Source organism: Pseudomonas sp. KH_024_B2 (assembly GCF_057839965.1).
This window is the reverse complement of sequence record NZ_CM174502.1, coordinates 5,139,767-5,164,667: the sequence shown is the minus strand read 5'-3', so window position 1 is coordinate 5,164,667 and position 24,901 is coordinate 5,139,767. Positions and strand designations below refer to the sequence as shown.

The 24,901-nt window shown below is 59.7% G+C and carries 21 protein-coding genes and 1 pseudogene; 5 read left to right on the top strand and 17 right to left on the bottom strand.

The window, feature by feature from the left end; all coding sequences use genetic code 11:
• Window positions 1-66 precede the first annotated feature (66 nt).
• From dxs to AC3I0A_RS23970, 5 genes are all read right to left on the bottom strand, one after another.
• On the bottom strand, window positions 67-1,965 hold the full coding sequence (gene dxs / locus AC3I0A_RS23990) for a 1-deoxy-D-xylulose-5-phosphate synthase (protein WP_489375042.1): 1,899 nt from the start codon (window positions 1,963-1,965) through the stop codon (window positions 67-69).
• 110 nt (window positions 1,966-2,075) lie between these two features.
• Window positions 2,076-2,963 carry a (2E,6E)-farnesyl diphosphate synthase gene (gene ispA, locus AC3I0A_RS23985; protein WP_489375041.1) on the bottom strand — a complete coding sequence of 296 codons (888 nt, stop codon included), beginning with the start codon at window positions 2,961-2,963 and terminating at the stop codon, window positions 2,076-2,078.
• Window positions 2,960-3,202, bottom strand: coding sequence for an exodeoxyribonuclease VII small subunit (locus tag AC3I0A_RS23980; protein WP_489375040.1), 243 nt, complete (start codon window positions 3,200-3,202; stop codon window positions 2,960-2,962). Before AC3I0A_RS23980 ends, ispA begins: the two co-directional genes overlap by 4 nt.
• A gap of 638 nt (window positions 3,203-3,840) precedes the next feature.
• Window positions 3,841-5,205: a sigma-54 dependent transcriptional regulator gene (locus AC3I0A_RS23975; RefSeq protein WP_489375039.1), complete on the bottom strand. Its 1,365-nt coding sequence runs from the start codon at window positions 5,203-5,205 to the stop codon at window positions 3,841-3,843.
• 150 nt (window positions 5,206-5,355) lie between these two features.
• The gene (locus tag AC3I0A_RS23970; protein WP_489375038.1) at window positions 5,356-6,504 is read right to left on the bottom strand and encodes a Fic family protein; all 1,149 of its coding nucleotides are present in this window, start codon (window positions 6,502-6,504) and stop codon (window positions 5,356-5,358) included.
• A 162-nt stretch (window positions 6,505-6,666) separates the two neighbouring features.
• On the opposite strand from AC3I0A_RS23970, the pseudogene AC3I0A_RS23965 reads away from it, so the two are divergent.
• Window positions 6,667-7,157, top strand: a pseudogene (locus tag AC3I0A_RS23965) (PDDEXK nuclease domain-containing protein); the annotation flags it as partial.
• Between the two features lie 300 nt (window positions 7,158-7,457).
• Here the strand turns inward: AC3I0A_RS23965 and AC3I0A_RS23960 are convergent.
• The 9 genes from AC3I0A_RS23960 to exaC form a co-directional block, all read right to left on the bottom strand.
• The gene (locus AC3I0A_RS23960; protein ID WP_489375037.1) at window positions 7,458-8,204 is read right to left on the bottom strand and encodes a S24 family peptidase; all 747 of its coding nucleotides are present in this window, start codon (window positions 8,202-8,204) and stop codon (window positions 7,458-7,460) included.
• Window positions 8,205-8,434: 230 nt separating this feature from the next.
• On the bottom strand, window positions 8,435-8,962 hold the full coding sequence (gene ppa / locus AC3I0A_RS23955; protein ID WP_489375036.1) for an inorganic diphosphatase: 528 nt from the start codon (window positions 8,960-8,962) through the stop codon (window positions 8,435-8,437).
• 111 nt (window positions 8,963-9,073) lie between these two features.
• Complete coding sequence (locus AC3I0A_RS23950) at window positions 9,074-9,886, bottom strand: M90 family metallopeptidase (RefSeq protein ID WP_489375035.1); 813 nt, start codon at window positions 9,884-9,886, stop codon at window positions 9,074-9,076.
• A gap of 6 nt (window positions 9,887-9,892) precedes the next feature.
• On the bottom strand, window positions 9,893-10,549 hold the full coding sequence (locus AC3I0A_RS23945) for a DedA family protein (RefSeq protein WP_489375034.1): 657 nt from the start codon (window positions 10,547-10,549) through the stop codon (window positions 9,893-9,895).
• 366 nt (window positions 10,550-10,915) lie between these two features.
• Entirely contained in the window at window positions 10,916-11,374 is a 459-nt protein-coding gene (locus AC3I0A_RS23940) for a GNAT family N-acetyltransferase (protein ID WP_489375033.1), read from the bottom strand.
• 93 nt (window positions 11,375-11,467) lie between these two features.
• A complete protein-coding gene (gene eutC / locus AC3I0A_RS23935) occupies window positions 11,468-12,304 on the bottom strand; it encodes an ethanolamine ammonia-lyase subunit EutC (protein WP_489375032.1) in 837 nt (278 codons plus the stop codon).
• Between the two features lie 11 nt (window positions 12,305-12,315).
• Window positions 12,316-13,710, bottom strand: coding sequence for an ethanolamine ammonia-lyase subunit EutB (locus tag AC3I0A_RS23930; RefSeq protein WP_489375031.1), 1,395 nt, complete (start codon window positions 13,708-13,710; stop codon window positions 12,316-12,318).
• A gap of 232 nt (window positions 13,711-13,942) precedes the next feature.
• The gene (gene eat, locus AC3I0A_RS23925; protein WP_489375030.1) at window positions 13,943-15,313 is read right to left on the bottom strand and encodes an ethanolamine permease; all 1,371 of its coding nucleotides are present in this window, start codon (window positions 15,311-15,313) and stop codon (window positions 13,943-13,945) included.
• Window positions 15,314-15,553: 240 nt separating this feature from the next.
• Window positions 15,554-17,074 carry an acetaldehyde dehydrogenase ExaC gene (gene exaC, locus AC3I0A_RS23920; RefSeq protein WP_489375029.1) on the bottom strand — a complete coding sequence of 507 codons (1,521 nt, stop codon included), beginning with the start codon at window positions 17,072-17,074 and terminating at the stop codon, window positions 15,554-15,556.
• Between the two features lie 305 nt (window positions 17,075-17,379).
• Here exaC and AC3I0A_RS23915 point away from each other — a divergent pair, with 305 nt between their 5' ends.
• The 4 genes from AC3I0A_RS23915 (at window position 17,380) to AC3I0A_RS23900 (ending at window position 21,753) form a co-directional block, all read left to right on the top strand.
• Window positions 17,380-19,296, top strand: coding sequence for a sigma-54-dependent Fis family transcriptional regulator (locus AC3I0A_RS23915; protein WP_489375028.1), 1,917 nt, complete (start codon window positions 17,380-17,382; stop codon window positions 19,294-19,296).
• A 201-nt stretch (window positions 19,297-19,497) separates the two neighbouring features.
• Window positions 19,498-20,847 carry a UDP-N-acetylmuramate:L-alanyl-gamma-D-glutamyl-meso-diaminopimelate ligase gene (gene mpl / locus AC3I0A_RS23910; protein ID WP_489375027.1) on the top strand — a complete coding sequence of 450 codons (1,350 nt, stop codon included), beginning with the start codon at window positions 19,498-19,500 and terminating at the stop codon, window positions 20,845-20,847.
• Window positions 20,844-21,476: a flavin prenyltransferase UbiX gene (ubiX, locus tag AC3I0A_RS23905; RefSeq protein ID WP_489375026.1), complete on the top strand. Its 633-nt coding sequence runs from the start codon at window positions 20,844-20,846 to the stop codon at window positions 21,474-21,476. Before mpl ends, ubiX begins: the two co-directional genes overlap by 4 nt.
• The gene (locus AC3I0A_RS23900) at window positions 21,469-21,753 is read left to right on the top strand and encodes a YceK/YidQ family lipoprotein (protein WP_489375025.1); all 285 of its coding nucleotides are present in this window, start codon (window positions 21,469-21,471) and stop codon (window positions 21,751-21,753) included. Before ubiX ends, AC3I0A_RS23900 begins: the two co-directional genes overlap by 8 nt.
• 132 nt (window positions 21,754-21,885) lie before the next feature.
• On the opposite strand, the gene AC3I0A_RS23895 is transcribed toward AC3I0A_RS23900, so the two are convergent.
• From AC3I0A_RS23895 to AC3I0A_RS23885, 3 genes are all read right to left on the bottom strand, one after another.
• The gene (locus tag AC3I0A_RS23895) at window positions 21,886-22,527 is read right to left on the bottom strand and encodes an oxidoreductase (RefSeq protein WP_489375024.1); all 642 of its coding nucleotides are present in this window, start codon (window positions 22,525-22,527) and stop codon (window positions 21,886-21,888) included.
• A 27-nt stretch (window positions 22,528-22,554) separates the two neighbouring features.
• Complete coding sequence (locus tag AC3I0A_RS23890) at window positions 22,555-24,273, bottom strand: C13 family peptidase (protein WP_489375023.1); 1,719 nt, start codon at window positions 24,271-24,273, stop codon at window positions 22,555-22,557.
• A gap of 99 nt (window positions 24,274-24,372) precedes the next feature.
• On the bottom strand, window positions 24,373-24,828 hold the full coding sequence (locus AC3I0A_RS23885) for a MaoC family dehydratase (protein WP_489375022.1): 456 nt from the start codon (window positions 24,826-24,828) through the stop codon (window positions 24,373-24,375).
• Between the last annotated feature and the right edge of the window lie 73 nt (window positions 24,829-24,901).

Sequence of the window (24,901 nt, the reverse complement as noted above, 5' to 3'; positions counted from 1 at the left end):
GGACAGCACAGAAGTAACTTTTAGATCTCTGGCGTCCAGGTACCCCGATCTTCTACGGGGGCGGGTTTACAACCCTAGAAGCTGCAAGCGCTCGCGAACGGACGCTTCAATGCCGTCTTCGTCCAGACCACACTCGGCGAGCATTTGCGCAGGTTTGGCGTGTTCGACGTAAACGTCCGGCAAGCCCAGATGCAGCATGGACTTGAGGATATTTTCCCGGGCAAGGAACTCGCTGACCGCACCGCCGGCGCCGCCCATGATCGCGTTCTCTTCGATGGTCACCAGCAACTCATGACGGGCGGCCATTTCCCGAACCAGGGCTTCGTCCAATGGTTTGACGAAACGCATGTCGACCACTGTCGCATCGAGCTTCTCGGCGACTTTCAGCGCCTCACTCAGTTGCACACCGAACACCAGCAGAGCGACGTTGCTGCCCTGACGGCGGATCACGCCTTTGCCGATTTCAATCGGTTCGAGGCTTTTCTCGATCGGTGCATTCGGACCGGTGCCGCGCGGGTAACGCACAGCGGCCGGGCCGTTATAGAGATGGCCGGTGCTGAGCATTTTGCGCAGTTCGTTCTCGTCGCTCGGGGTCATCACCAGCATGCCGGGGATGCAGCGCAGGAACGACAGGTCGAAACTGCCAGCGTGGGTCGGACCGTCTTCACCCACCAGCCCCGCACGGTCGATGGCGAACAGCACGTCGAGGTTCTGCACCGCGACGTCATGCACCAGCTGGTCGTAACCGCGTTGCAGGAAGGTCGAATAGATCGCCACTACCGGCTTGGCGCCTTCGCAGGCCATGCCGGCAGCGAAGGTCACAGCGTGCTGTTCGGCAATCGCCACGTCGAAATAGCGCAGCGGGAAACGTTCGCTGAAGGCCACCAGGTCGGAGCCTTCCTTCATCGCCGGAGTGATCCCGACCAGGCGCGGATCGGAAGCGGCCATGTCACACAGCCATTCGCCGAACACGCTGGAATACTTCGGTCCGCCGGCTTTTTTTGGCGCTGCGGCCGGAGCATCCAGAGGTTCGAGTTTGGTGATGGCGTGGTAGCCGATCGGGTCGACTTCGGCTGGGGCGAAACCTTTGCCTTTCTTGGTGACCACATGCAGGAACTGCGGACCCTTGAGGTCACGCATGTTACGCAGGGTGGCGATCAGTGTCGGCAGGTCGTGGCCATCGATCGGGCCGATGTAGTTCCAGCCCAGCTCTTCGAACAGCGTGCCCGGGACCAACATGCCTTTTGCGTATTCTTCGGTGCGACGGGCGATTTCCCAGGCGCCAGGCAGGCGCGACAGGACCTTTTTGCTGCCCTCGCGCATGCTTGCGTAAGTGCGGCTGGAGAGGATTTTCGCCAGATAATTCGACAGCCCGCCGACGTTGCGCGAGATCGACATGTCGTTGTCGTTGAGGATCACCAGCATGTTGGCGTCGACTTCCGGCGCATGGTTCAGCGCTTCGAAAGCCATGCCGGCGGTCAAGGCGCCGTCGCCGATCACCGCGATCGCCTTGCGCTCGCTGTTCTGCAGGCGGGCGGCAATCGCCATGCCCAGCGCTGCACTGATCGAGGTGCTGGAATGGCCGACGCCAAAGGTGTCGTATTCGCTCTCGGAGCGGCGCGGGAAGGCCGCAATGCCGTCCTTCTGGCGCAGGGTGCTCATGCGCTCGCGACGGCCGGTGAGGATCTTGTGCGGATACGCCTGATGGCCCACGTCCCACACCAGCCGGTCGTCCGGGGTGTCGAAGACGTAATGCAGCGCAACGGTCAGCTCGATGACGCCAAGGCCGGCACCGAAATGCCCTCCCGTCTGGCCGACCGTATAGAGCAGCTCCTGGCGCAATTCATCGGCCAGGGTTTCGAGCTCGGCTTCACCTAACCGGCGCAGGCCGGCCGGCGTGTCGGCACGGTCGAGCAAGGGCGTGGCAGGGCGTTTGCGGGGGATCTCATGAAACGTCGTGGGCATCAGGCGAATCGTTATAGGTATAAGAAGAGGCGGCAGTTTACCTTATGGATCGCAAGCTGCCCACGGGAGGTCGGAAGTTGACCAATATGCGGCCCAGAGTCGCGGCTTTTTCAGCTGCGACGCTCGACTATATAGCGCGCCAGGTCCCGCAACGGCTCGGCCGACGCGTCAAACGGTCGCAGGGCGTGCAAGGCTTGATCGCGCAGCTCCAAGGCATAAGCCTTGGCCGCTTCCAGGCCGAGCAGCGCCGGATAGGTCGGTTTGTCCCGGGCGATGTCGGCGCCCTGGCGTTTGCCGAGGGTCTCGGTATCGCTTTCGACGTCGAGGATGTCGTCCTGCACCTGAAACGCCAGACCGATGGCCTGTGCATACGTCTGCAAGGATTTGAGTTCGGTTTTCTCGGCGCGCCCGCTGGCCAGGGCGCCCAGTTTGACGCTGGCTTCGATCAGCGCGCCGGTCTTGTGCCGGTGCATGTATTCCAGCGCCGCTTGATCGAGCTTGAGGCCGACCGAACCGAGGTCGATGGCCTGGCCGCCAACCATACCCGCCGGGCCTGCCGCCAACGCCAGGGCGCCGACCATCTGCAGACGGGTTTCGGCGTCTGACGAACTCAGGCGCGGGTCGAGCAAGGCACTGAACGCCAGGCTTTGCAGACCGTCACCGGCGAGAATCGCGCAGGCTTCGTCGAATTTCTTATGGGTGGTCGGCTGGCCGCGACGCAGATCGTCGTCGTCCATCGCCGGCAAATCATCATGTACCAGCGAATACGCGTGAATCAGCTCCACCGCACAGGCCGCGCCGTTGGCTTGCTCGGCCTTACCACCCAATGCTTCGCAGGCCGCGTAGGCCAGCAGCGGGCGCACGCGCTTGCCGCCATTCATCACGCTGTAGCGCATGGCTTCATACAAGCGGGCCAGCTCAGGGCTGGGGGCGCAAAACAGGGTTTCCAGTGCAGCGTTGACGCGGGCCTGACTGCTGGCCTGATAGGCGGCAATCATTGCGGTTGTTCCGCGTCGAAGGGTTCCTCGGCCAGCTCCCCGTCGCGCTCCAGCAGAATCTGTACCTTCTGCTCGGCCTGGGCCAGCGCAGCCTGGCAATCGCGGGTCAGGCCGATGCCTTGTTCGAAGGCCGTCAACGAGTCTTCCAGCGACAGCTCGCCGTTCTCCAGACGCTCGACCAGCGATTGCAGGTCAGCGAGGGATTGTTCGAAATCCAGTGCAGCTTTTTTGCGGGCCATGGCGGCTATCCCGGTTGACGTTAAACCGGCGCGACACTAGCAGAGAGAGGGGGTTGGGGCAAATAGGCGGGCGAATCCATCGGTCCGGCCACTGCGGTCGAGATCCTTTTCTGTACCGAGATATTGTTGAGGACGGCTGCCGATTTGCGGCACAGAACGTCTTTTCTCACTGTTCGTTTTCTGAACACTCAGGCGGCAATTTATCATGATAGTTGTTCATTTTTGTACAGGAGAGTCATAGTCAAATATCGGCTGATTAAAAAATGATCTGAAAATGGTCTCAATTCGGCGTAAGCCAGGCGGTCAAGGAGGGGATGGCTGGTGTGAATTCAGGGCTGCAGTTCGGGTTCGGCGTCCTCGTTCTCATCCCATAGCAGGATCATCGGCGTAACACTGGGATGGAACCGCTGGCACAAGAGGTATTTGCGGTGACGGTGATACCTGGTCAGGAAGGGCGGGGCAGCGAATAAGGGAAAGGTGTAGTGGTCGGCTTTTTGCTCCGACCCCACATTGTCGACATCATCCGCACGCCTCTTCAGCGGTGCTTTGCGGTTGGTCGAGCGTCGCTCTCGCCGGTACATAATCGTTTTTCCTCCCGAACTGGGGAGAAAATGTGCAAAAAGCGAGCCAGTCGTGTCTCAACGGATGCCGTACTTGTCCATTATCCGGTACAGGGTGACGCGGGACACACCGAGCAGCCTGGATGCGTGGGATACATTGTTCATCGAATGGTTCAGGCAGCTGCGCACCGCCAGTTCTTCCGCATGCGCCCGCACCTGTTCCAGGGGTTTGACCTCAAGCAGTTCTTCACTTTCCTCCAGCCCCAGGTCCCTGGGGGTAATCATGTGGTTCTCGCTCATCACCAGCGCACGGCGGATGCGGTTGATCAGCTCGCGGACATTGCCCGGCCAGCCATAACACAGCATGGCGGCGATGGCCTGGTGGGTGAAGCCGCGCACACTACTCTCTTGCTCCTTGGCGAATTTGTGCAGGAAATAACGAGCCAACAACTCGATGTCACTGCCGCGTTCTGCCAGGCACGGCACGTCGATATTGAGGACATTCAGGCGATAGTAGAGATCTTCGCGAAAACGCCCATCGATTACCGCCTGTTCCAGATTGACGTGGGTCGCCGCCAGCACCCGCGCGTTGACCGCCACGCTCTGGTTACCGCCGAGGCGTTCGATGGTCTTCTGTTCGAGAAAACGCAGCAGATAAACCTGCAGCTGGGGCGGAAGATCGCCGATCTCGTCGAGAAAGATGGTGCCGGATTGGGCCGATTCGATGCGCCCGATCTTGCGTTTGTAGGCGCCGGTGAAGGCGCCCTTTTCATAACCGAACAACTCGGCATAGATCAGGGATTCGGGCAGGGCACCGCAATTCACCGCAACGAAGGGGCCTGCGTGTTGCTTGGAGCGCTGGTGGATGGCGCGGGCGATCATCTCCTTGCCGACGCCCGTCTCGCCGCGGATCAGCACCGGCGCTTCGACCGCCGCGACCCGGCGGATCAGGTCGAAGATCGCGAGAAATTGCTTGGTGCCGCCGACCATCTGGCACTCCTCGATCGGCAGCAGCATTTCCTGCTCCAGATCGCGCAGCATGGACATGCCATGCAGGTGGCCGAGGGCGTGTTTCAGGTGGCTGTAGTTGTCGTCCAGCGGCAACGAGAAGTAGTCGTAGAAATGCTCGTAGATCAACCGGCGGAACTCCAGATCCTCGAGGTTCTCCGGGTTGGTCAGGGCGATCCAGGAGAGGTGCTCGTCGGCACTGAGCAAGGCCTCGACCTGCTCGCGCTGCTGCTCCGTCAGGTTGTTCGGCAACAGGGCGACCCCGATGCGATAGAGGCCTTGTTTCAGCAGGGCTTGGTTATTGCTTGCCGAGGTGATCCGGTCGAAGGTCCAAGCGGGCAGGTGCAGGGTGGTATATAACCGTTCATCGTTTGACAGGTCGAGCAGCAGTGCTCTGCGTGACGATCCAGGCAATGGATAAGCGGTGGAAGGCATTTTTTCAAGTCCTTGATACACATTTATCTTGCATCAACTCCCTACCGTTACAACTGTTACAACTCACCTAGGAGCATAGTTTCAGTGTTGGTGGTTTTCCGACCAAGTGACGAAAGGAGTGGCGACCAGCCAGTACGTGGCGAAGATAGTTCAAGGCTTCGTACCGTCCGGGTGGTTGATCTGGTACCGGGTACTACGGCCGCCGCCGGGCAGACGGATCAGGTAACCCTTACCCAGCAACTCAGCGAGGTGGCGAGTCGCGGTGGCCTTGGAGACTTTTGCTACTGCCTGGTACTGGGCGGCACTGATACCCTCTTCAAACCCGTTCTCGCCACCATCGAGCAGGCGATTGAGCACTTTGGCCTGCTCCGCGGACAGGGTCAGGCCTCGGTGTTTCTGCCAAAAGCGGGCCTTGCCGAGTACTGACTCGATACGGGTCATGGCTTGTTGCAGGCTGCGCAATAGTGTCTGCAGAAACCATTCGAGCCAGTCGGTGATATCCAGGGTGGCTTTCTGACTGGTTTCCAATGCACGGTAATAGCCGGACCGATCGTCGAGAATGCTCGCCGACATGGCGTAAAAGCGGATTGCCTGATCCTCGGCCTGGGCGAGGGCCAGGTCGGTAATAGCCCGAGTCAGGCGGCCGTTGCCATCGTCAAAGGGATGAAGCGTGACGAACCAGAAGTGAGCGATGCCGGCACGCAGCAATGGATCAAGCTGGGCCTGAGCACGGCTGATTTCGAACCAGTCGAGGAAGGCCTCGAGCTGTTGCTCCAGCCCGTGCCGGGAAGGAGCCTCGAAGTGGACGGTTGGTCTGTCCAGACGACCCGACACCACCTGCATCGGTTCATTACCGCGCAGCGCGCCGACGTGGACTCGCTGCTGGATGAAGTCGTCGTCTTGAGCAGCAAACAACCATTCATGCCAATGCAACAAACGTGCGAGGGTAAGCGGCTGATCGAAGTGCTGGGTCGCGTCCAGCATCAACTCCGCCAGCCCTTCGCTACGCTTGCTCACGCGGCGGCCATCGACCTGTTCGATACCCAGGCGACGCGCCAGAGATGAGCGCACCGAACCGACGTTCAACTGCTCACCTTCAATGGCGGATGACGTCACGATGTTCTGCAACAGCGTGTCCAGCTCGCTTTGCGCGCTGAATGCTCTACCCGCCGAACTGGACATGCCCAGCAGTTGCCCTTGCGCCTGCACGCACTCGCGCAACAAAGGCGCCAGGCGCTCAGGTTGCCAGTGAAAATGCGGCCAGTCAGGCTGTTGCCATATCCAGCGAAGGTGTTCCATAGGCTCGTACTCTGGGAGATGAGCCGAATAAGGGCTTTATTCGGCTCATTTGGTGAGCCGATTGTGTGTGGGATTCGGCTCGTCGTCCAGCATGTATTTGATGCTTGTAGGCTACAAAATTAAGACATTCGGCTATTTTTGTAGCTCGTGGGCTATAAAACTCACCTCGCGCGTACCCAACCTGAATTGCGCGGCTTTACACGTCCTAACCTCTTTCGTATGCGTCAGTTTTACGAGGCGTACAGGCATGACGCAAAAGTCTCAGCACTGCTGCGACAATTACCCTGGACCCAAAACCTGATCATCCTCGGCCAGAGCAAGCAGTCTGAAGAGCGCAAGTTCTACTTACGTATGGCGATTCAGGAGAAATGGTCGAGTCGTGAGTTGTAGCGCCAGTTCAAGCCCACCTTGTTCGAGCGCTCGGTCACTCAACGGGCAAAAGTCTCGGCAGTGCTGAGACAAACCCACCCTGAAGCTTTGAACGTGTTCAAGGATGCCTACATGGTCGAGTTTCTCGACTTGCCGGATGGGCATGCCGAGGCTGATTTGCACAGTGGACTGTTGCAATGCTTAAAGGATTTTCTGATCGAGCTGGGCGGGATTTTTGCTTCGTGGGTTCTGAGTGCCCGCTGCAGGTCGGTGCTCGCGACTTTTTTGAGCCGGTACCGCGCAGAATCACTTTCTTCCAGGCATTAAAAAGCCGGCTTGTGGCCGGCTTCTCGGGGACTGGCTTGGCTTATTTTTGGTAAGCCGCGCCAGCCTTCAAAACGTACATCCAGATTCTTGCGTCTGGCTGTGGGACTTGGCGAGAAAGTCATCTGCCTTGTCGGGGCGATCTGGCCGTTCTGGACGGTCGATGCGCAAATGTGGGGCGCAGCATACTGATTTTTTTGAAGAATTCCCAGCCCAAAGGGCGATCCAGAGCTGTCGCGTTCTCAATAATTCGTTCGAGACTATTTGGACGGCACCGGTGGGCGGGGTTTGTTGAGGGTTGACCACCAGAACACCCAGCCCAGGATGTGAATGTTTTGGGTCTGGATCTGCTCGGCGCTGAACACTTCGTCGGGGTATTCGGCGCTGTTGTGGCTGCGCAAACGCAAAGCGCGGCCGGGGAGGCGGTAGAGGTATTTTACTCGCAGCATGCCGTCGTGTTCGAGGGCGTAGATGGCGCCGTCCACCACTTGCGTCAGGCTGCGGTCGATGGCGAGGGTGGAACTGTCTTCGATCTTTTCCGCCATGCTGTTGCCGGTCATCGGTGCGCAGATGGCTTGCGCCGGATCGACTTCAAGGGATTCCAGATGACCTCGCGGCAGACGAACGCTGATTCCCAGGACTTCGATAACTTGGGTTTTATTTGCGTCAAGCGTAGTGCAGGTTTCTTTATAAAACGGGAGTTCTACATCGCTCGAGTTGATAATTGCGGTGTAGATTCCGTGAACTTCCTGGGCTACAAAAATATTGCCTGACTGATCGGTAACCTGCAGGCGGCCAGGATGCTTCGGACCTTCGCCAGTGCGCAGCCACAGGCTGTTGACGGTCAGCAGCCCGGCAATCTCATCCATTCGGTAGGACGGTACGCCGCGGTTGTACCAGTTGTTCACGTCCTGGGGCTTTACGTTGTACAACTTCGCAAAGTCCGAGGATCTGATGTTGGCCTCATTGAGGAGGGCTTTAAAGCGATCGCCGCTGGATATCTTCATGCGCACGAAGTTTACGGATGAGCGGTAATGGTTTAAATAAACAACGCGTTCAAATTGTGCGAGAAATAGTGACTAGTTGAAAGAGTGTTTCAATGTATAAGAAACATGGTTAAACAAGTTTGCTTTATTGTTTAAACATGCAGTGTATTCTCTGTTTTTATCCAGGCATAAAAAACCCCGGAAAACCGGGGTCTTTTCGAAGAGGTCAGTGGCGTTCAGCCAATGCCGTCTCAGCCTTTGTAAGCAGCAACCGACTTCATGATCTCGGCGCGAGCGGCTTCTGCATCGCCCCAACCTTCGATCTTCACCCATTTGCCTTTTTCGAGGTCTTTGTAGTTCTCGAAGAAGTGCTTGATTTGCTCGAGCAGCAGACCTGGCAGGTCGGTGTACTCTTTGACGTCGACATACAGCTGAGTCAGCTTGTCGTGTGGTACTGCGATCACTTTGGCATCGCCGCCGCCATCGTCGGTCATGTGCAGGATGCCGACTGGACGTGCGCGGATTACCGAGCCTGGAGCAACCGGGTAAGGGGTCACGACCAGCACGTCGAGAGGATCACCGTCGTCGGCCAGGGTGTTGGGGATGAAACCGTAGTTGGCCGGGTAGAACATTGGGGTGGCCATGAAACGGTCAACGAACAGGCAATCGCTGTCCTTGTCGATTTCGTATTTGATCGGCGCGTGGTTGGCCGGAATCTCGATGGCGACGTAGATGTCGTTCGGCAGGTCGTTGCCAGCCGGAATCTTGCTGTAGCTCATTGGGCGATGCCCCCGTGATTGGCCAAATGACTTGGCCGGATTGACCTAAAAGTGGCGGCGATTATAGGCATATTCCGCCATCGATGCCACGTACCAGAGGTCGTGTAGACCTTAGTCGTGTACCTGATAAGCCGGATGGCGTAGTTGCAACTGTTTGAGTCTGGTCAGCGGATCCTGACGATAAAACAGCTGCAATTGCTGATAGACCTCAGGATAGGCGCTGTTCAGCAAGTCCGGCGCGCTGAAAAAATACTCACTGGTCACAGCAAAGAACTCCGCCGGATTTTCCGCTGCATAGGGATCGATCTGTGTTTCGGCGTCGGGATTGCGATCCAGTTGGCGATTGAGATGGTCGTAGGCGCTCTGCATCACCGAAGCCCATTCACTGGCGCGCATGTCGCTGTGCAGCGGCGGTTGGCCATTGGCGTTGCCGTTGAGCATGTCGAGTTTATGCGCCAGTTCGTGAATCACCAGGTTGTAGCCTTCCCAGCCACCGCTGGCAAGCACGCCGGGCCAGGCCAGAATCACCGGGCCTTGTTGCCAGGCTTCGCCGCTGTGCTCGCCTTTCCACTCATGCTCGACGCCGCTGGCGTCACGATGCCGCTGTGGGCTGAGGAAGTCATCGGGGTAGAGCACGATTTCGTGAAAACCCTGATACCAGTTTAGATCACCCAGATGCAGCAGCGGCAATTGCGCCTGTGCGGCCAGTAGCAGACGTTCTTCCTGATGAAGTTCGACGCCGGGCAGGGCGGTCAGGTGCTTGTCTTGCAGGAACAGCACGCTGGACTCGCGCAGCCATTGGTCCTCGGCGTCGCTCAGGCCATCGAGAAAGCTCAGGTGTTGACGCACCCGTTGCCAGGTTTCAGCGGCAACGGGATGCTTGGCCAGCGTACGCTGCCGACGCCAGGCGCTAAGCGACCACATAGGCGATCAGAGTAAGTCGGCTTTTGAGGCCGAGTTGGCGAGGCGCTTGCGTACGATGCCGATAATCATCGGCAGCAACGACACCAGGATGATTCCCACGACCAGCAGCGACAGGTTCTTCTTGATAAAGGGCACGTTGCCGAAGAAATAGCCCAGGGTGACCAGCCCGCCAACCCACAGAATGGTGCCGGCAACGCTGAAACAGAGGAACCGCGGGTAGGGCATTTTGGCGACGCCGGCGACGAACGGAGCGAAGGTCCGGATGATCGGGATGAACCGCGCCAGAGTCACGGTTTTGCCGCCGTGTTTATCGTAGAAATCGTGGGTTTGCTGCAGGTAGTCGCGGCGGAAGATTTTCGATTTCGGGTTGCTGAAGAGGCGTTCGCCGGCCGTTCGACCAATCACGTAGTTGGTGCTGTCACCGAGGATCGCCGCCAGCATCAGCAGTCCGCCCAGCAGCACCGGGTCCATGCCGCCACCAGCGGCGACGGCGCCAGCGATGAACAGCAGCGAGTCACCCGGCAGGAACGGCGTTACCACTAGACCCGTTTCGCAGAAAATCACCAAAAACAGAATGGCGTAGATCCATGACCCGTAGTTGGTTACCAGCAAATCGAGATAGACGTCGAGATGCAGAATAAGGTCGAGCGGGTTGAAATCCATGGATGGCACCTGTGGTGATGGCCCGACTCAGCAGGCCTGTGCGAAGGCTTCGGGCTATAAGACTACAAGGAGGTGTAGTTTATCTTACGGTCCGGGAAGGTCGGCATTATACGATCTGAGATGTGAATTGCGTGTTGAGTTTGTAGCGGGGGATGTCGCGGGTGGCAACGAGGACTTTCGGGCGTTCGACTATTTACTGTGGGAGCGGCGGTGCGGCGATCCGACTTGCCCGCGAAACAAACACCACAGTTCTTCAGGCATTGCGCGTTATCGTTCTTCGCGGGCAAGCCACGCTCCCACAGGTTCTGCGCCTTAACTACCGGCATTGGGGCAACAGGAAGCTCCTTCTGCCACAGGTATTGCGTTTCAATCTTCGCTGATAGGCAGTATGTAGTTCTTGAACTCGGTGTCTTCGCGAAAACCGATGGATTCGTAGGTCTTCTGCGCCACTTCGTTATTGCTGCTGGTGGATACCCGCATGCGTACCGCATGAGTTTCCTTGGCCATTTTTTTTGCGGTGCGGATCAGATTGTCGGCCACCAGCTGCCGCCGGGCGTCTTCGGCGACATAAATGTCGTTGAGGATCCATACGCGTTTCAGCGATAGGGAAGAAAAACTCGGATACAACTGGCAAAAACCCAGCAACTTGCTGTCGTCGTCATCGGACAAGGCCAGGTAGATCACCGATTCCTTGCGCCGCAGACGCTTTTCGAGAAAGGCTCGGGAGGAGTCGGGAAACGGCAGAGAGCCATAGAATTCGCGATACTTCACGAACAATGGGGTCAACAGATCCAGGTGTTCCAAGGTCGCTTGAGTAATCCGCATGACAGGCCTCAGCTTCAAATGGGTACGACGGCAAACGGTTCATTACTCGGGCAGCCGTGGTTCGATGCTGCCTAAAGACCGCCGAAAGCGCAATCAGAATGCCGTCAATTGCGCCGATCTGGAGAGTAGGAAGTTGCCATTTGAGTGGGTGGCAGCGTCCGAATCCAGTGTCTGAACCTGTGCTTCATCCTTTAAGTTAACCCCTGACAGCTGCCGGCGACAGGCCTCACGCATCAAATACAGCAAGCGATGGGCGGCCATTCCGTAACTTAACCCTTCCAGCCGAACATTGGAGATGCAGTTACGGTAGGCGTCAGTCAGGCCGACCTTGGGATTATAGGTGAAGTACAGGCCGAGGCTGTCCGGCGAACTGAGGCCGGGGCGTTCGCCGATCAGGATGACCACCATTTTCGCGCCCAGCCGTTCACCGATTTCATCGGCCACCGCGACCCGACCCTGTTCCACCAGAATGACCGGTGACAGCGACCAGCCTTCGGCCAGGGCCTGTTCCTCCATGCGCGCCAGAAACGGCAGGGTATGTCGATGCACAGCCAGCGCCGAGAGGCCGTCAGCCACCACCACGGCCAAATCGATGCCACCAGGGTGTGCTGCTGCATAGTCCTGCAGCTTTTGCGCCGAGTCGTCACAAAGGCGTCGACCGAGATCGGGGCGCTGCAGATAGCTGTTGCGATCGGCGGCGGCACTGTGCAGCAACAGGCTGTCGCGCCCGCGCTCGGACAGTTGGGTGCTGAGCCCGGCATGATCGAACGGTAGATGTACCGCGTCGCGGGCCTGGGCGTGGGCATATTGAAAGTCAAGCTGCGCGCTGGTCGGCATGCTGGTGCCGGTGCGACCGAGGGCAATCCGGGCCGGGGTCAGGCGACGCAGTTCCAGCCACGGGTTCTGGCTCTCGGTAGGCGGTTTTTCCATGAATCTATCACTCATCCCAGTTGCGCCAGAGCCTGACGGAAGGCAGGTGGCAGGCTGTTGCCGAAAAGCACCTTGCCGTCCGCCTGAGTAAATATGCCCATTTTCGCCAGCCATTGCTCGAATTCCGGCGCCGGCTTGAGGCCGAGCGTCTGCCGGGCATAGAGCGCGTCGTGGAACGAGGTGGTCTGGTAGTTGAGCATAATGTCGTCGGAGCCGGGAATGCCCATGATGAAGTTGATCCCGGCCACGCCGAGCAAGGTCAGCAGGGTGTCCATATCGTCCTGATCGGCCTCGGCATGGTTGGTGTAACAGATATCGCAGCCCATAGGGACGCCCAGCAACTTGCCGCAGAAGTGATCTTCCAGGCCGGCGCGGATGATCTGCTTGCCGTTGTACAGGTATTCCGGACCGATGAAGCCGACCACGGTGTTCACCAGAAACGGTTTGAAATGCCGTGCCACAGCGTAGGCGCGGGTTTCGCAGGTTTGTTGGTCGATGCCATGGTGGGCATTGGCCGACAGGGCGCTGCCCTGGCCGGTCTCGAAATACATCAGGTTCTGCCCCAGCGTCCCGCGATTGAGGCTCAAACCGGCGTCGTAGCCTTCCTGCAAGATGTTCAGGTTGATCCCGAAACTGGCGTTGGCCGCTTCGGTGCCGGCAATCGACTGGAACACCAGATCCAGCGGCACGCCACGGTTGATCGCCTCGATGGAGGTGGTGACGTGGGTCAGCACGCAGGCCTGGGTGGGGATTTCGAAGCGCTGAATGATCGCGTCGAGCATCTCCAGCATTGCGCAGATCGAGGCGATGCTGTCGGTGGCCGGGTTGATGCCAATCATTGCGTCGCCGTTACCGTAGAGCAGTCCGTCGAGGATGCTTGCGGCGATCCCGCCCGGTTCGTCGGTCGGGTGGTTGGGTTGCAGGCGAGTGGACAGCCGCCCGCGCAGGCCCATGGTGCCGCGAAATTGAGTCACGACGCGGATTTTCTGCGCCACCAGCACCAGATCCTGCACGCGCATGATCTTCGACACGGCGGCGGCCATTTCCGGGGTCAGGCCGGGTGCCAGGGCGCGCAGGCTTTGTTCGTTGGCCGCGTCGCTGAGCAGCCAGTCGCGAAAACCGCCGACGGTGAGGTGGCTGACCACGGCAAAAGCGGCTTTGTCGTGGCTGTCGATGATCAGTCGGGTGACTTCATCGTTTTCGTAAGGGATCAGCACTTCTTCGAGAAAATGCTTGAGCGGGATGTCTGCAAGGGTCATCTGCGCGGCGACCCGTTCGCCATCGTTGAGGGCGGCGACGCCGGCCAGAAAGTCCCCGGAGCGTGCCGGACTGGCCTTGGCCATGACGTCCTTGAGGCTCTCGAAGCGGTAGGTCCGGGCGCCGACGGTATGGGCAAATGCGGCCATGGGCGGTGTCCTCCTGAATTCTGTGGTTTTTGCTTTCTGCTTTCTGTGGGAGCGGCGGTGCGACGATTCGACTTGCCCGCGAATGGCGCGACGCGGTCTATCAGGGACTCCGCGTCATCGTTCTTCGCGGGCAAGCCCGGCTCCCACAGGGTTTCGCAGTGTTCTCGGTAGCGGGTTCATCCCGCACCGGGATAAGGCATTGCGCCGGGGATCAGCCCGGCGCAGGTGCAACTTAGATACCTGTGAGCATGGCGTCAGCCGGTGCATCGAAACGTTGTTTGGCGGTCAGCTGGAAGTAGATGAAGCCGGCCGCCATGAAGCCAAGGAAGATCAGGCCGATCAGCGGGTTGAACCAGGCCATCGCCACCAGGCAGACCACCGCCAGGAACAAGGCGATTCCCGGCACGATCGGATAGCCCGGCGCGCGGAAGGTGCGCTCCAGCAGCGGCTCGGTTTTGCGCAGTTTGAACAGGCTGAGCATGCTGATGATATACATCACGATGGCGCCGAATACTGACATGGTAATCATCGCGGCGGTCAGGGTCATACCTTGCAGGTTGATCAGGCCATCGCTGTAGATCGCCGCAATGCCGATCACGCCGCCGGCCAGAATCGCCCGGTGTGGCGTCTGGAAGCGCGACAGTTTGGCCAGCCCGCGTGGCAGGTAACCGGCACGGGCCAAGGCGAAGAACTGCCGCGAATAGCCAAGAATGATGCCATGGAAACTCGCCACCAGACCGAACAAGCCGATCCATACCAACATGTGCATCCAGGTGGAATTGTTGCCGACCACGGCTTTCATCGCCTGTGGCAGCGGGTCGTTGATGTTCGACAGCTGGCGCCAGTCGCCGACGCCGCCGGCCATCACCATTACGCCAATCGCCAGGAACACCAGAGTCAGAATGCCGCTGACATAGGCTTTGGGGATGGTGCGTTTCGGGTCCTTGGCTTCTTCGGCGGCCATGGCTGCGCCTTCAATGGCGAGGAAGAACCAGATGGCAAAGGGTATCGCTGCGAACATCCCGGGAATCGACGCCACAGTGAACTCGTTGGAGCCGGACCAGCCATTGAGCACGAAATTGCTGAAGCTGAAGCCCGGTGCGACCACGCCCATGAATACCAGCAACTCGGCCACCGCCAGAACAGTCACCACGAGTTCAAAGGTCGCGGCAATGCTGACGCCGAGGATGTTCAGGCCCATGAACACGAAGTAGGCGCCGACCGCGGCGATTTTCGGGTCCAGTTCCGGGTATTGCACGTTCAAGTAGGCGCCGATGGCCATGGCGATAGCCGGCGGCGCAAAGACGAACTCGATCAGCGTGGCGATCCCGGCAATCAATCCGCCTTTTTCGCCAAATGCCCGACGGCTGTAGGCAAACGGCCCGCCGGCGTGGGGAATGGCCGTGGTCAATTCGGTGAAGCTGAAGATGAAGCAGGTGTACATCGTCGCCACCATCAATGCGGTGACGAGAAAGCCCAGTGTGCCGGCCGTACCCCAGCCGTAGCTCCAGCCGAAATACTCGCCGGAAATCACCAGGCCCACGGCAATACCCCATAAATGCAGGGTGCCGAGGGTGGGTTTGAGCTGTGTTGTTGAAGTCATAAGTCCTCTCTGTTTTTTTTGTTTGATCTATTGGACTTTCAGTAGCGGTTGTCTGGATTAGGGAACGCTGTTCACGCAGCGGTTTATCTGTAGTGCAGGCACGCAAAGCCCGTGCCAGAGCGGCAGGGCGATGTTCGTTGTGTCAGTGGCGGCGCCTTCGCGGGCAAGCCCGCTCCCACAGGGTTATGCAGTGTTGTGGGAGCGGGCTTGCCCGCGAAGGGCTCACCCGGATTTCAGGGCTTAGAAGAAACCCAGTGGATTGATGTCGTAGCTCACCAGCAGGTTTTTCGTCTGTTGGTAGTGGTCGAGCATCATTTTGTGGGTTTCACGACCGACGCCGGATTTCTTGTAGCCACCGAACGCGGCGTGGGCCGGGTACAGGTGGTAGCAGTTGGTCCAGACGCGACCGGCCTTGATTGCCCGGCCCATGCGGTAGGCGCGGTTGATGTCGCGGGTCCAGAGACCGGCGCCAAGGCCGAACTCGGTGTCGTTGGCAATCGCCAGGGCTTCGGCTTCGTCCTTGAAGGTAGTGATACTCACCACCGGGCCAAAGATTTCTTCCTGGAACACGCGCATTTTGTTGGTGCCCTTGAGCAGGGTCGGCTGGATGTAGTAACCGCTGGCCAGGTTGCCCTCGAGTTTTTCCACCTTGCCGCCGGTCAGCAGCTCGGCACCTTCGCCCTTGGCGATTTCCAGGTAGGACAGGATCTTGTCGAATTGCTGTTCGGACGCCTGCGCGCCGACCATGGTCTCGGTGTCCAGCGGGTCGCCGCGCTTGATTTGCAGGACCTTCTTCATGACCACTTCCATGAAGTCGTCATAGATCGACTCTTGCACCAGTGCCCGTGATGGGCAGGTGCAGACTTCGCCCTGGTTGAAGAACGCCAGCACCAGACCTTCGGCAGCTTTTTCGATAAAGGTCGGTTCGGCTTGCATGATGTCTTCGAAGAAGATGTTCGGCGATTTGCCGCCCAGTTCAACGGTCGACGGAATGATGTTTTCGGCGGCGCATTTCATGATGTGCGCGCCGATCGGGGTGGAACCGGTGAACGCGATCTTGGCGATGCGCTTGCTGGTGGCCAGGGCTTCACCGGCTTCACGGCCGAAGCCTTGCACCACGTTGAGCACGCCCGGCGGCAACAGGTCACCGATCAGCTCCATCAGTACGGTAATGCCCAGCGGGGTTTGCTCGGCAGGCTTGAGCACCACGCAGTTGCCGGCGGCCAGGGCTGGTGCAAGTTTCCAGGCGGCCATCAGCAGCGGGAAGTTCCACGGGATGATCTGTCCGACCACGCCCAGTGGTTCATGAATGTGATAAGCCACGGTGTTGCCGTCGATTTCCGCGGCGCTGCCTTCCTGGGCGCGAATGCAGCCGGCGAAGTAGCGGAAGTGGTCAGCGGCCAGCGGGATGTCGGCGTTCAGGGTTTCACGCACGGCCTTGCCGTTGTCCCAGGATTCGGTGACGGCCAGCACTTCGAGGTTCTGTTCGATGCGGTCGGCGATTTTCAGCAGGACCAGCGAGCGGGCCTGAGCCGAGGTGCTGCCCCAGGCAGCGGCTGCGGCGTGGGCGGCGTCCAGCGCTTTGTCGATATCTTCGGCGGTGGAGCGCGGGAATTCTGCAATAGGTTGGCCGTTTACCGGCGAGGTGTTGGTGAAGTACTGACCTTTGACAGGCGCGACGAATTCGCCGCCGATGTAGTTACCGTACTTGCTTTTGAACGAAACGATAGCGCCTTCAGTACCGGGGTGAGCGTAACGCATGGTGGGTATCTCCTTGGCTTTTGTACTTATTAGGAAGGACGCGCTGTTGCGCTTATATAAGCGTAGAGCAAGGGTCGGGCCAGTGCTTTGCAGGTCAGGTAAATCAAGGGGTTACGGGCTTTTGAGGGAATGAGCGGAGCAAGGACGTGACAGTTGTGGCACAGCCTGGGTGACACTTTGTGCCACAAGCGGTACAGGCTGTGACTCGCCGTCGAGGCGCGATTGCAATAAGTTGGAGGCAGGAGGATGCTGGGCGTCGAGTATTCCTGGGAACGAGCCAGGCCCTGCCGGGAGAACAATAAGAAATGCAAAACAATCATTTGAGTCGGCACGCCCAACAGGTGCTGACCGTGACTCAGGGCAAATCCCACTTGCATGGCCCGGGCAGCGATCCGTCCATTGCCCGTTCCTGGCTGCGTTGCCTTGAGGACTATCACCTCGATCCGGCCCTGAGCATCGCGCCGACGGTGCTCGAACACGGTCGCGTGCTGGAAAGCCGCGAGCGTTTGCAGCAGGTGCTGCAGATCGCCGGCACCGAGATGACCAGCCTGCATCAACAACTCTCCGGCGCCGGCCATGCGGTGCTGCTGACCGACGCCCGTGGCGTGATCCTCAACTGTGTCACCGCGCCCACCGAACGCAAGATTTTCGAACGCGCCGGGCTCTGGCTCGGTGCGGACTGGAGCGAAGCCTGCGAAGGGACCAACGGTATTGGCACCTGTCTGGTAGAGCGCCAGTCGCTGACCATCCACCAGGACGAACATTTCCGCGGTCGCCACACCGGGCTTACGTGTTCGGCGAGCCCGGTGTTCGACCCTCACGGTGAACTGCTGGCGGTGCTCGATGTGTCGTCGGCGCGCCATGACGTGTCGCGTCAGAGCCAGTTCCACACCATGGCACTGGTCAATCTCTCGGCGAAGATGATCGAGAGCTGCTATTTCCTGCGTTACTTCGACAATCAATGGCTGCTGCGCTTTCATTTGCAGGCCGAGTCCGTCGGCCTGTTCAGCGAAGGGCTGCTGGCGTTCGATGGGGAAGGGCGGATCAGTGCGGTCAACCAGAGTGCCTTGAATCTGCTGGGGCATGTGCGCGGCGGGCTGCTTGGCAAACCGGTGGAAGCCTTTTTCGATTGCTCCCTGGACGAACTGCTCGGTCGTGCCAGTGTGAACGCCAGCGCCAGTTGGCCGCTGCGCACCCGCGACGGGCGCGGCTTGTTCGCGGTGTTACGGGGTCAGCCGCGCAGCGTGCCGACCCCGGTGATAGCGACTGCACGGGTCACCGAGCGTGCACGGCTGTCCGGCATCTGTCTGGGGGATGTGGCGTTGCAAAACGACTTCCGCAGGGCCCTGCGGGTGTTCGAGCGCGATGTACCGCTACTGATCAACGGCGAAACCGGTTCCGGCAAAGAAGCCTTCGCCAAGGCTGTGCATCACGCCAGCCAACGGGCGGATAAAGCCTTCGTCGCACTCAATTGTGCGGCGATTCCGGAAAGCCTGATCGAGAGCGAACTGTTCGGCTATCGCGGCGGCAGTTTCACCGGTGCGCGCAAAGAAGGCATGCGCGGCAAGTTGCAACAGGCCGATGGCGGCACCTTGTTCCTCGATGAAATCGGCGACATGCCGCTGGCCCTGCAGACCCGGCTATTAAGAGTGCTGGAGGACCGGCTGGTAGTACCCATCGGCGGCGAGCCGCAGGCGGTGAACGTCCGAATTATCAGCGCGACCCACCGTAACTTGCTCGATCGGGTGCAGGACGGCAGTTTCCGTGAAGACTTGTATTACCGGCTCAATGGCCTGGAAATCGCCTTGCCGGCGTTGCGTGAGCGTAGCGACAAGGCACAGTTGCTCGACTTCCTGCTGGCCGAAGAGGCCGCCGAGCAAAACGTCCTGCTCGACGGCCCGGCGCGCCAGGCGCTGCTGGACTTCGCCTGGCCGGGCAACGTGCGGCAATTGCGCAATGTGCTGCGTACCCTGGCGGCGCTGTGCGAGGACGGGTTGATCGGTTTTGAGGATTTGCCGGTGATGATCAGGCAAAGCCGGCCGGCTCCGATGCTGATGGCCGTCGACGAAACTTCCGAGCGCCCGCTGGACGATGCCGAGCGCCTGGCATTGCTCAATACCCTGGAGCAGCAGCGCTGGCACATGACCCACACCGCTGAGCAGCTGGGAGTCAGCCGCAATACGCTTTACAGGAAGCTGCGCAAGCATGGAATCGCCCGCTAGAACGGCGCCATTTGTGGGAGCGGGCTTGCCCGCGAAGGCTGCAGCGCGGTTTGTCTGAAGCACCGTGTTATCGTTCTTCGCGGGCAAGCCCGCTCCCACAGGTTCGGTGGTGTTCTTGTGGGTGCGACCTTCAGCCTGAAACACAAGGTGCGATTTCCAGCCCTCTACGCTAACCTGCCTCGATGTTTTACGAGGTTGACTATGCACATTCATATTCTTGGTATTTGCGGCACATTCATGGGTTCGTTGGCGGTACTGGCCAAAGAGCTGGGCCATCGCGTGACCGGCTCCGATGCCAACGTCTATCCGCCGATGAGCACCCAGTTGCAGGCTCAGGGGATTGAGCTGACACAGGGCTACGATCCCGCCCAACTCGATCCGGCGCCGGATCTGGTGGTGATTGGCAATGCCATGTCGCGTGGCAATCCGGCGGTCGAATACGTATTGAACAAAGGCCTGCCGTACGTTTCCGGCCCGCAGTGGCTGGCCGACCATGTGCTGCAAGGTCGCTGGGTGCTGGCGGTTGCCGGGACTCACGGCAAAACCACCACCAGCAGCATGCTCGCCTGGGTGCTGGAGTACGCGGGCATGAGCCCGGGCTTCCTGATCGGCGGTGTGCCGCAGAACTTCGCGGTGTCGGCGCGTATGGGTGATACGCCGTTCTTCGTGATCGAGGCGGATGAATATGACAGTGCGTTCTTCGACAAACGTTCGAAGTTCGTTCACTACCGCCCACGCACGGCGATCCTGAACAACCTTGAGTTTGATCACGCGGACATCTTCCCCGATCTGCCGGCCATCGAGCGTCAGTTCCATCACCTGGTGCGGACTATCCCCAGCGAAGGCCTGGTGATCCATCCGACCACTGAGCCTGCCTTGCAGCGTGTGATCGACATGGGCTGCTGGACCCCGGTGCAAACCACCGGCGCTGGCGGCCAATGGCAGGTCAAGCTGCTCAGCGAAGATGGCTCGAAGTTCGAAGTCATGTTCGAAGGCGTTGTCCAAGGCGTGGTCGAGTGGGACATGACCGGTCAGCACAACGTTGCCAATGCCTTGGCCACCTTGGCCGCGGCGCGACATGTCGGCGTCGTGCCATCCATGGGTATTGCTGCGTTGAGCGCCTTCAAAAGCGTCAAGCGGCGAATGGAAAAAGTCGCTGAAGTTCACGGCGTCACTATCTACGACGACTTCGCGCATCACCCGACGGCGATTGCCACCACCCTTGATGGCTTGCGCAAGCGTATCGGCGACGCGCCGTTGATCGCGATCATCGAACCGCGTTCCAACTCCATGAAGCTCGGTGCGCACCGCGACGGTTTGCCGGAAAGTGTGGTCGATGCCGATCAGGTGATCTGGTACTCGCCGGCCAACCTTGGCTGGGATCTGGGCGCGACGGCGGCGCTGTGCTCGGTGCCGTCGATTGTCAGCGATTCGTTGGAAGGCATCATCGAGCGGGTGAAAAGCCAAGCCAAACCCGGCACCCACGTGGTGATCATGAGCAACGGCGGCTTTGGCGGCCTGCACGGCAAACTGGCCGAGGCGCTGCAATGAACAACAGCCCGGAACGCATCACCCTGGCGATGACCGGTGCCTCCGGCGCGCAATACGGTTTACGCCTGCTCGACTGCCTGGTGCGCGAAGACCGTGAGGTGCATTTCCTGATCTCCAAAGCCGCGCAACTGGTGATGGCCACTGAGACCGACGTTACGCTGCCGCCGAAAACCCAGATGATGCAGGCCTTCCTCACCGAATACACCGGTGCCGCCGCCGGACAGATTCGGGTGTATGGCAAGGACGACTGGATGTCGCCGGTGGCCTCCGGTTCCGGCTCGCCGAGTGCGATGGTGGTAGTGCCATGTTCCACCGGGACCTTGTCGGCAATCGCTACCGGCGCGTGCAACAACCTGATCGAGCGCGCCGCCGACGTCACGTTGAAGGAGCGTCGTCAGCTGATTCTGGTGCCGCGCGAAGCGCCATACTCCAGCATCCATCTGGAGAACATGCTCAAGCTGTCGAACATGGGCGTGACCATCCTGCCGGCTTCACCGGGCTTTTATCATCAGCCACAGACCATCGACGACCTGATCGACTTCGTCGTGGCGCGGATTCTCAATCTGCTGAACATCCCGCAAGACATGCTGCCGCGTTGGGGCGAACACCATTTGAGCAGCGATGAATAAGCTGCTGAGTATTGTCCTGGCCCTGCAATTGGCCGGCTGCGCCACGGCCCGAACCCTGGACGCCGCCAAACCGGGGGCGCCGATCGTGTATTCGGGCACGCGTCTGGACTTGTATGCGCTGCAAGGCGGGTGCTGTGCCATGGACCGCTTCGGCGCCGAAGCGCCGAGCTATCCGGGTGTCGACCTGCCGGCCAGCGCATTGCTCGACACCTTGTTGTTGCCGCTGTCGTTGTTGACCGCGATGGGGGTAGGGTTTCAGGCGACGGGTGGGTTGTAGGCGCTAGCGCTTGAGTTCGCGTTGAACCATTCGCGGGCAAGCCCGCTCCCACGGGGGTATGCGGTCAACTGTGGGAGCGGCGGTGCGACGATTCGACTTGCCCGCGAAGGCATAATGTCAGGCGCCGCTGAATTACTTGCCCAGTTTGCGCAACTCATCCGACTCGACGATTCGCACCCCATCCTGTTCTTCCAGTGCCAGACGCCACATGGCCCGGGCCAGTTGGCAGGCTTCGATGCCGTGGTATTTGCCGGGTAACAGTCTGGAAAATGGTGCTGCCAGTTGTTCGGCCAGGCGCGGTTCCAGACGCTCACCCAGCAACAGGGAAGGGCGGACGATGGTCAGCTGCGGCCAGTTCTGGGCCTTCAAGGCATATTCCATTTCGCCTTTGACTCGGTTGTAGAGCACCGAGGACCTCCGATCGGCGCCGATGGCGCTGATCACGATCAGATGCCGCGCACCCATCTCCCGGACGCGTTTGCCGAAGGCCACGACCAGGTCCAGGTCCACCGCCCGAAATGCTTGCTCGGAACCGGCCTTTTTGATGGTAGTGCCCAGGCAGCAGAAAGCCAGATCGACGCGTCCACTGAGCTGTGGGAGAAGCGCTGCGGGGTCGCCTACCGGATTTTCCAGGTGAGGATGCTCGGCCAGGGGCCGGCGTGAGGGTGCCAATACACGGGTAATCGTCGGCTCACTGAGCAGCCGGTCGAGTAGGTGTTCACCGGTCAGACCGGTGGCTCCGGCAAGCAAGACATGCTGAGGCGTCAAGTACATAGTGTTTCCCCCTTGATACCGTTCAGCTTAGTTGGTCTTTGCTTCCTTGTTATTGAGCGAGGCACTTTCGAGGGCCTTTCGTGCTTGCTGCTTGCGCAGCAGCTGCCAGCGCGCAAGGACGCCCTTGGGGGCCCAGATTTGTGGTTCCGACGCTTCGAACTTGTCTGCCTGCTCACGATCGGCGACGGTGGCCTTGGCCAGGGTGAAGGCTTGTTGCAGGTCGTCGGTCTGGTTCAGGGCCTGGGCGAACAGTGCGTCGCCAAAGTAGGTGAAGTCCGCTTCTTCCGAGCAACCAAAGGACACCCGATCAGTCCGCGAGGCGGTCATGATCATCGTCCGGTCATCTTTGAGCGCAGGAATAAAACCGCCGGAGTAGCAGGCCGAGATCACAATGATCTTGTCGCGATTCTTCAGCGGCGCAAGCACTGTGGCCAACTCGTCGGCCGGCAGATCGGCCAGCTCCAGACGTGGCTGGTCCAGCACCAATTCATGTTCGTGAGTGCCGTGGCTGGTCAGGTAGATGAACAGCAAATCTTCCGGACCACTGCGTTCGGCCAGGGTCAGTGCCGCCCGCCGCAGGCTCTCTCGGGTGGCCATGGGACGGTCACCCAGATGATCGCGGTGGTTAACCAGACGGATCTGGCCATAGGCGCCAAAGCGACTGCTGAGCAGGTTGCTGACATAGTCGGCCTCGCGCAGGAACACACTTTGTTTGCCGTCACCGGCCAGCGTCAGGCTGTATAACTCGACCGCCGGGGTGGAGGCGGGCACATTGCTCATGGCTTGTTCGAGCAAGCGACCTTGAGCCAGCAAGCCGACTTCGAGAGTGTCCGGCAGCAGTTTTTCATCGGCATCACGCACCCGTTGGCCGTTGACCCAATAGCCGCTTTGCACGGTGCCATCGCGCAGCACCAGGGTCCCGTGGCCCTGATAGCTGTCGCTCTCGAACTGGCCGATATAGAAACTGCCATCGCTGAGGTTCAAGCGGCCCTGGCCGGTAAAGCGCCAGTCACTGAACCGCCCGATGTAATGGCTGCCGTCGACGCCGATCAGCTCACCTTTGCCACTCAGTGCACCTTCCTTGAACTGGCCGATCCAGACATCCCCATCGGCATTTTCGTAGCGGCCCTTGCCATGCAACTGGTTCTGCTTGAAGCCGCCGACGTACATATCGCCCTCGGCGCTATTGAAGGTGCCGTTGCCTTCCAGTTGACCATCGACGAAGTGGCCGGTGAACTGGTTGCCGCTGGCATCGCCGCGCTGGCCCTCGCCATTGGGTTTGCCGTGGGCGAACTGGCCCTGGTATTGGCTGCCGTCTTCGAGCTCCAGACGACCGAGCCCCGAATATTGATCGGCCTTGAATTCGCCGCGGTAGGTCATGCCGCCTTCTTTGAGTGTGCCCTCACCGTCGCGTCGACCGAGCTTGAAACCACCGGTGTAACTGCTGCCGCTGGTGGTCAGGGTGCCCTGGCCATCGAACAGGCCTTGCTGGAACTGCCCGCGGTACACCTCGCCGTTGCTGCCGTGCCATTCGCCCTGGCCATGCCACTGGCCCTTGTCGAACTGACCGGCGTACCAGCTGCCATTCGGGTAGTCGACGCGGCCCTGCCCCTGCAACAACCCGTTGACCACATCGCCGCGATAGCGCCCGCCGTCCGGCAAGCGGGCATCGGGCGGCAACAGCGATTCGCCATCGCCGCATGCGGTGAGCAACAGGATAAGAGCGAGGGGTGCAAGTGAGCGCATAGCGGGATCCGGGCAATTAGGTGACCGAGTATGCCGCAGCTATGGGTCTTATATAAGGGGCGAGCGAAACAGCCAAAGCTGTTTCGCATCCGGGATGGTTTAAACGAAGCAGAGGGACAGGGGCTCAGCGATATACGCTGGTTTTTCCTGGCCTTCGATTTCCAGGGTCGCGGTGGCTTTGAGCAACCATTGGCCGGGTTTCTTTTCGGTGACTTCAGCCAGGTCGACCTTGAGGCGGACTTTGGAGTTGACCTTGACCGGCTGGATGAAGCGCACGCTGTCCAGGCCATAGTTGACGACCATTTTCACCCCTTCCGGCAAGACCATAATGTCTTCCATCAGTTTGGGGATCAACGACAGCGACAGGAAACCATGGGCAATGGTGCCGCCAAACGGCGTTTGTGCAGCCTTTACCGGATCAACGTGGATGAACTGAAAATCGCCTGTGGCTTCAGCGAACAGGTTGATGCGCTCCTGGTCGATGGTGAGCCAATTGGAACGTCCGAGCTCCTTGCCGACATAATCTTTGAGCTCTGCAACTGGAACATAGGGCATTGAGACTCTCCTTGGGTTCATCGGTTTTATAGTTTTTGAGTGAGGGGTTGCCCCCCCTTGGCAACCGCTTTAG

What these genes read in the sequence shown, in the direction of transcription:
- eat (WP_489375030.1), bottom strand. Translation starts at nt 15,313, where the DNA reads ATGACTTCAACAACACAGCTCAAACCCACCCTCGGCACCCTGCATTTA.
- AC3I0A_RS23900 (WP_489375025.1), top strand. Translation starts at nt 21,469, where the DNA reads ATGAATAAGCTGCTGAGTATTGTCCTGGCCCTGCAATTGGCCGGCTGC.
- ubiX (WP_489375026.1), top strand. Translation starts at nt 20,844, where the DNA reads ATGAACAACAGCCCGGAACGCATCACCCTGGCGATGACCGGTGCCTCC.
- AC3I0A_RS23960 (WP_489375037.1), bottom strand. Translation starts at nt 8,204, where the DNA reads ATGAAGATATCCAGCGGCGATCGCTTTAAAGCCCTCCTCAATGAGGCC.
- AC3I0A_RS23885 (WP_489375022.1), bottom strand. Translation starts at nt 24,828, where the DNA reads ATGCCCTATGTTCCAGTTGCAGAGCTCAAAGATTATGTCGGCAAGGAG.
- AC3I0A_RS23980 (WP_489375040.1), bottom strand. Translation starts at nt 3,202, where the DNA reads ATGGCCCGCAAAAAAGCTGCACTGGATTTCGAACAATCCCTCGCTGAC.
- AC3I0A_RS23950 (WP_489375035.1), bottom strand. Translation starts at nt 9,886, where the DNA reads ATGTGGTCGCTTAGCGCCTGGCGTCGGCAGCGTACGCTGGCCAAGCAT.
- AC3I0A_RS23930 (WP_489375031.1), bottom strand. Translation starts at nt 13,710, where the DNA reads ATGGCCGCATTTGCCCATACCGTCGGCGCCCGGACCTACCGCTTCGAG.
- AC3I0A_RS23895 (WP_489375024.1), bottom strand. Translation starts at nt 22,527, where the DNA reads ATGTACTTGACGCCTCAGCATGTCTTGCTTGCCGGAGCCACCGGTCTG.
- exaC (WP_489375029.1), bottom strand. Translation starts at nt 17,074, where the DNA reads ATGCGTTACGCTCACCCCGGTACTGAAGGCGCTATCGTTTCGTTCAAA.
- AC3I0A_RS23940 (WP_489375033.1), bottom strand. Translation starts at nt 11,374, where the DNA reads ATGCGGATTACTCAAGCGACCTTGGAACACCTGGATCTGTTGACCCCA.
- eutC (WP_489375032.1), bottom strand. Translation starts at nt 12,304, where the DNA reads ATGGAAAAACCGCCTACCGAGAGCCAGAACCCGTGGCTGGAACTGCGT.
- mpl (WP_489375027.1), top strand. Translation starts at nt 19,498, where the DNA reads ATGCACATTCATATTCTTGGTATTTGCGGCACATTCATGGGTTCGTTG.
- AC3I0A_RS23945 (WP_489375034.1), bottom strand. Translation starts at nt 10,549, where the DNA reads ATGGATTTCAACCCGCTCGACCTTATTCTGCATCTCGACGTCTATCTC.
- AC3I0A_RS23915 (WP_489375028.1), top strand. Translation starts at nt 17,380, where the DNA reads ATGCAAAACAATCATTTGAGTCGGCACGCCCAACAGGTGCTGACCGTG.
- AC3I0A_RS23890 (WP_489375023.1), bottom strand. Translation starts at nt 24,273, where the DNA reads ATGCGCTCACTTGCACCCCTCGCTCTTATCCTGTTGCTCACCGCATGC.
- ppa (WP_489375036.1), bottom strand. Translation starts at nt 8,962, where the DNA reads ATGAGCTACAGCAAGATTCCGGCTGGCAACGACCTGCCGAACGACATC.
- AC3I0A_RS23970 (WP_489375038.1), bottom strand. Translation starts at nt 6,504, where the DNA reads ATGGAACACCTTCGCTGGATATGGCAACAGCCTGACTGGCCGCATTTT.
- AC3I0A_RS23975 (WP_489375039.1), bottom strand. Translation starts at nt 5,205, where the DNA reads ATGCCTTCCACCGCTTATCCATTGCCTGGATCGTCACGCAGAGCACTG.
- dxs (WP_489375042.1), bottom strand. Translation starts at nt 1,965, where the DNA reads ATGCCCACGACGTTTCATGAGATCCCCCGCAAACGCCCTGCCACGCCC.
- ispA (WP_489375041.1), bottom strand. Translation starts at nt 2,963, where the DNA reads ATGATTGCCGCCTATCAGGCCAGCAGTCAGGCCCGCGTCAACGCTGCA.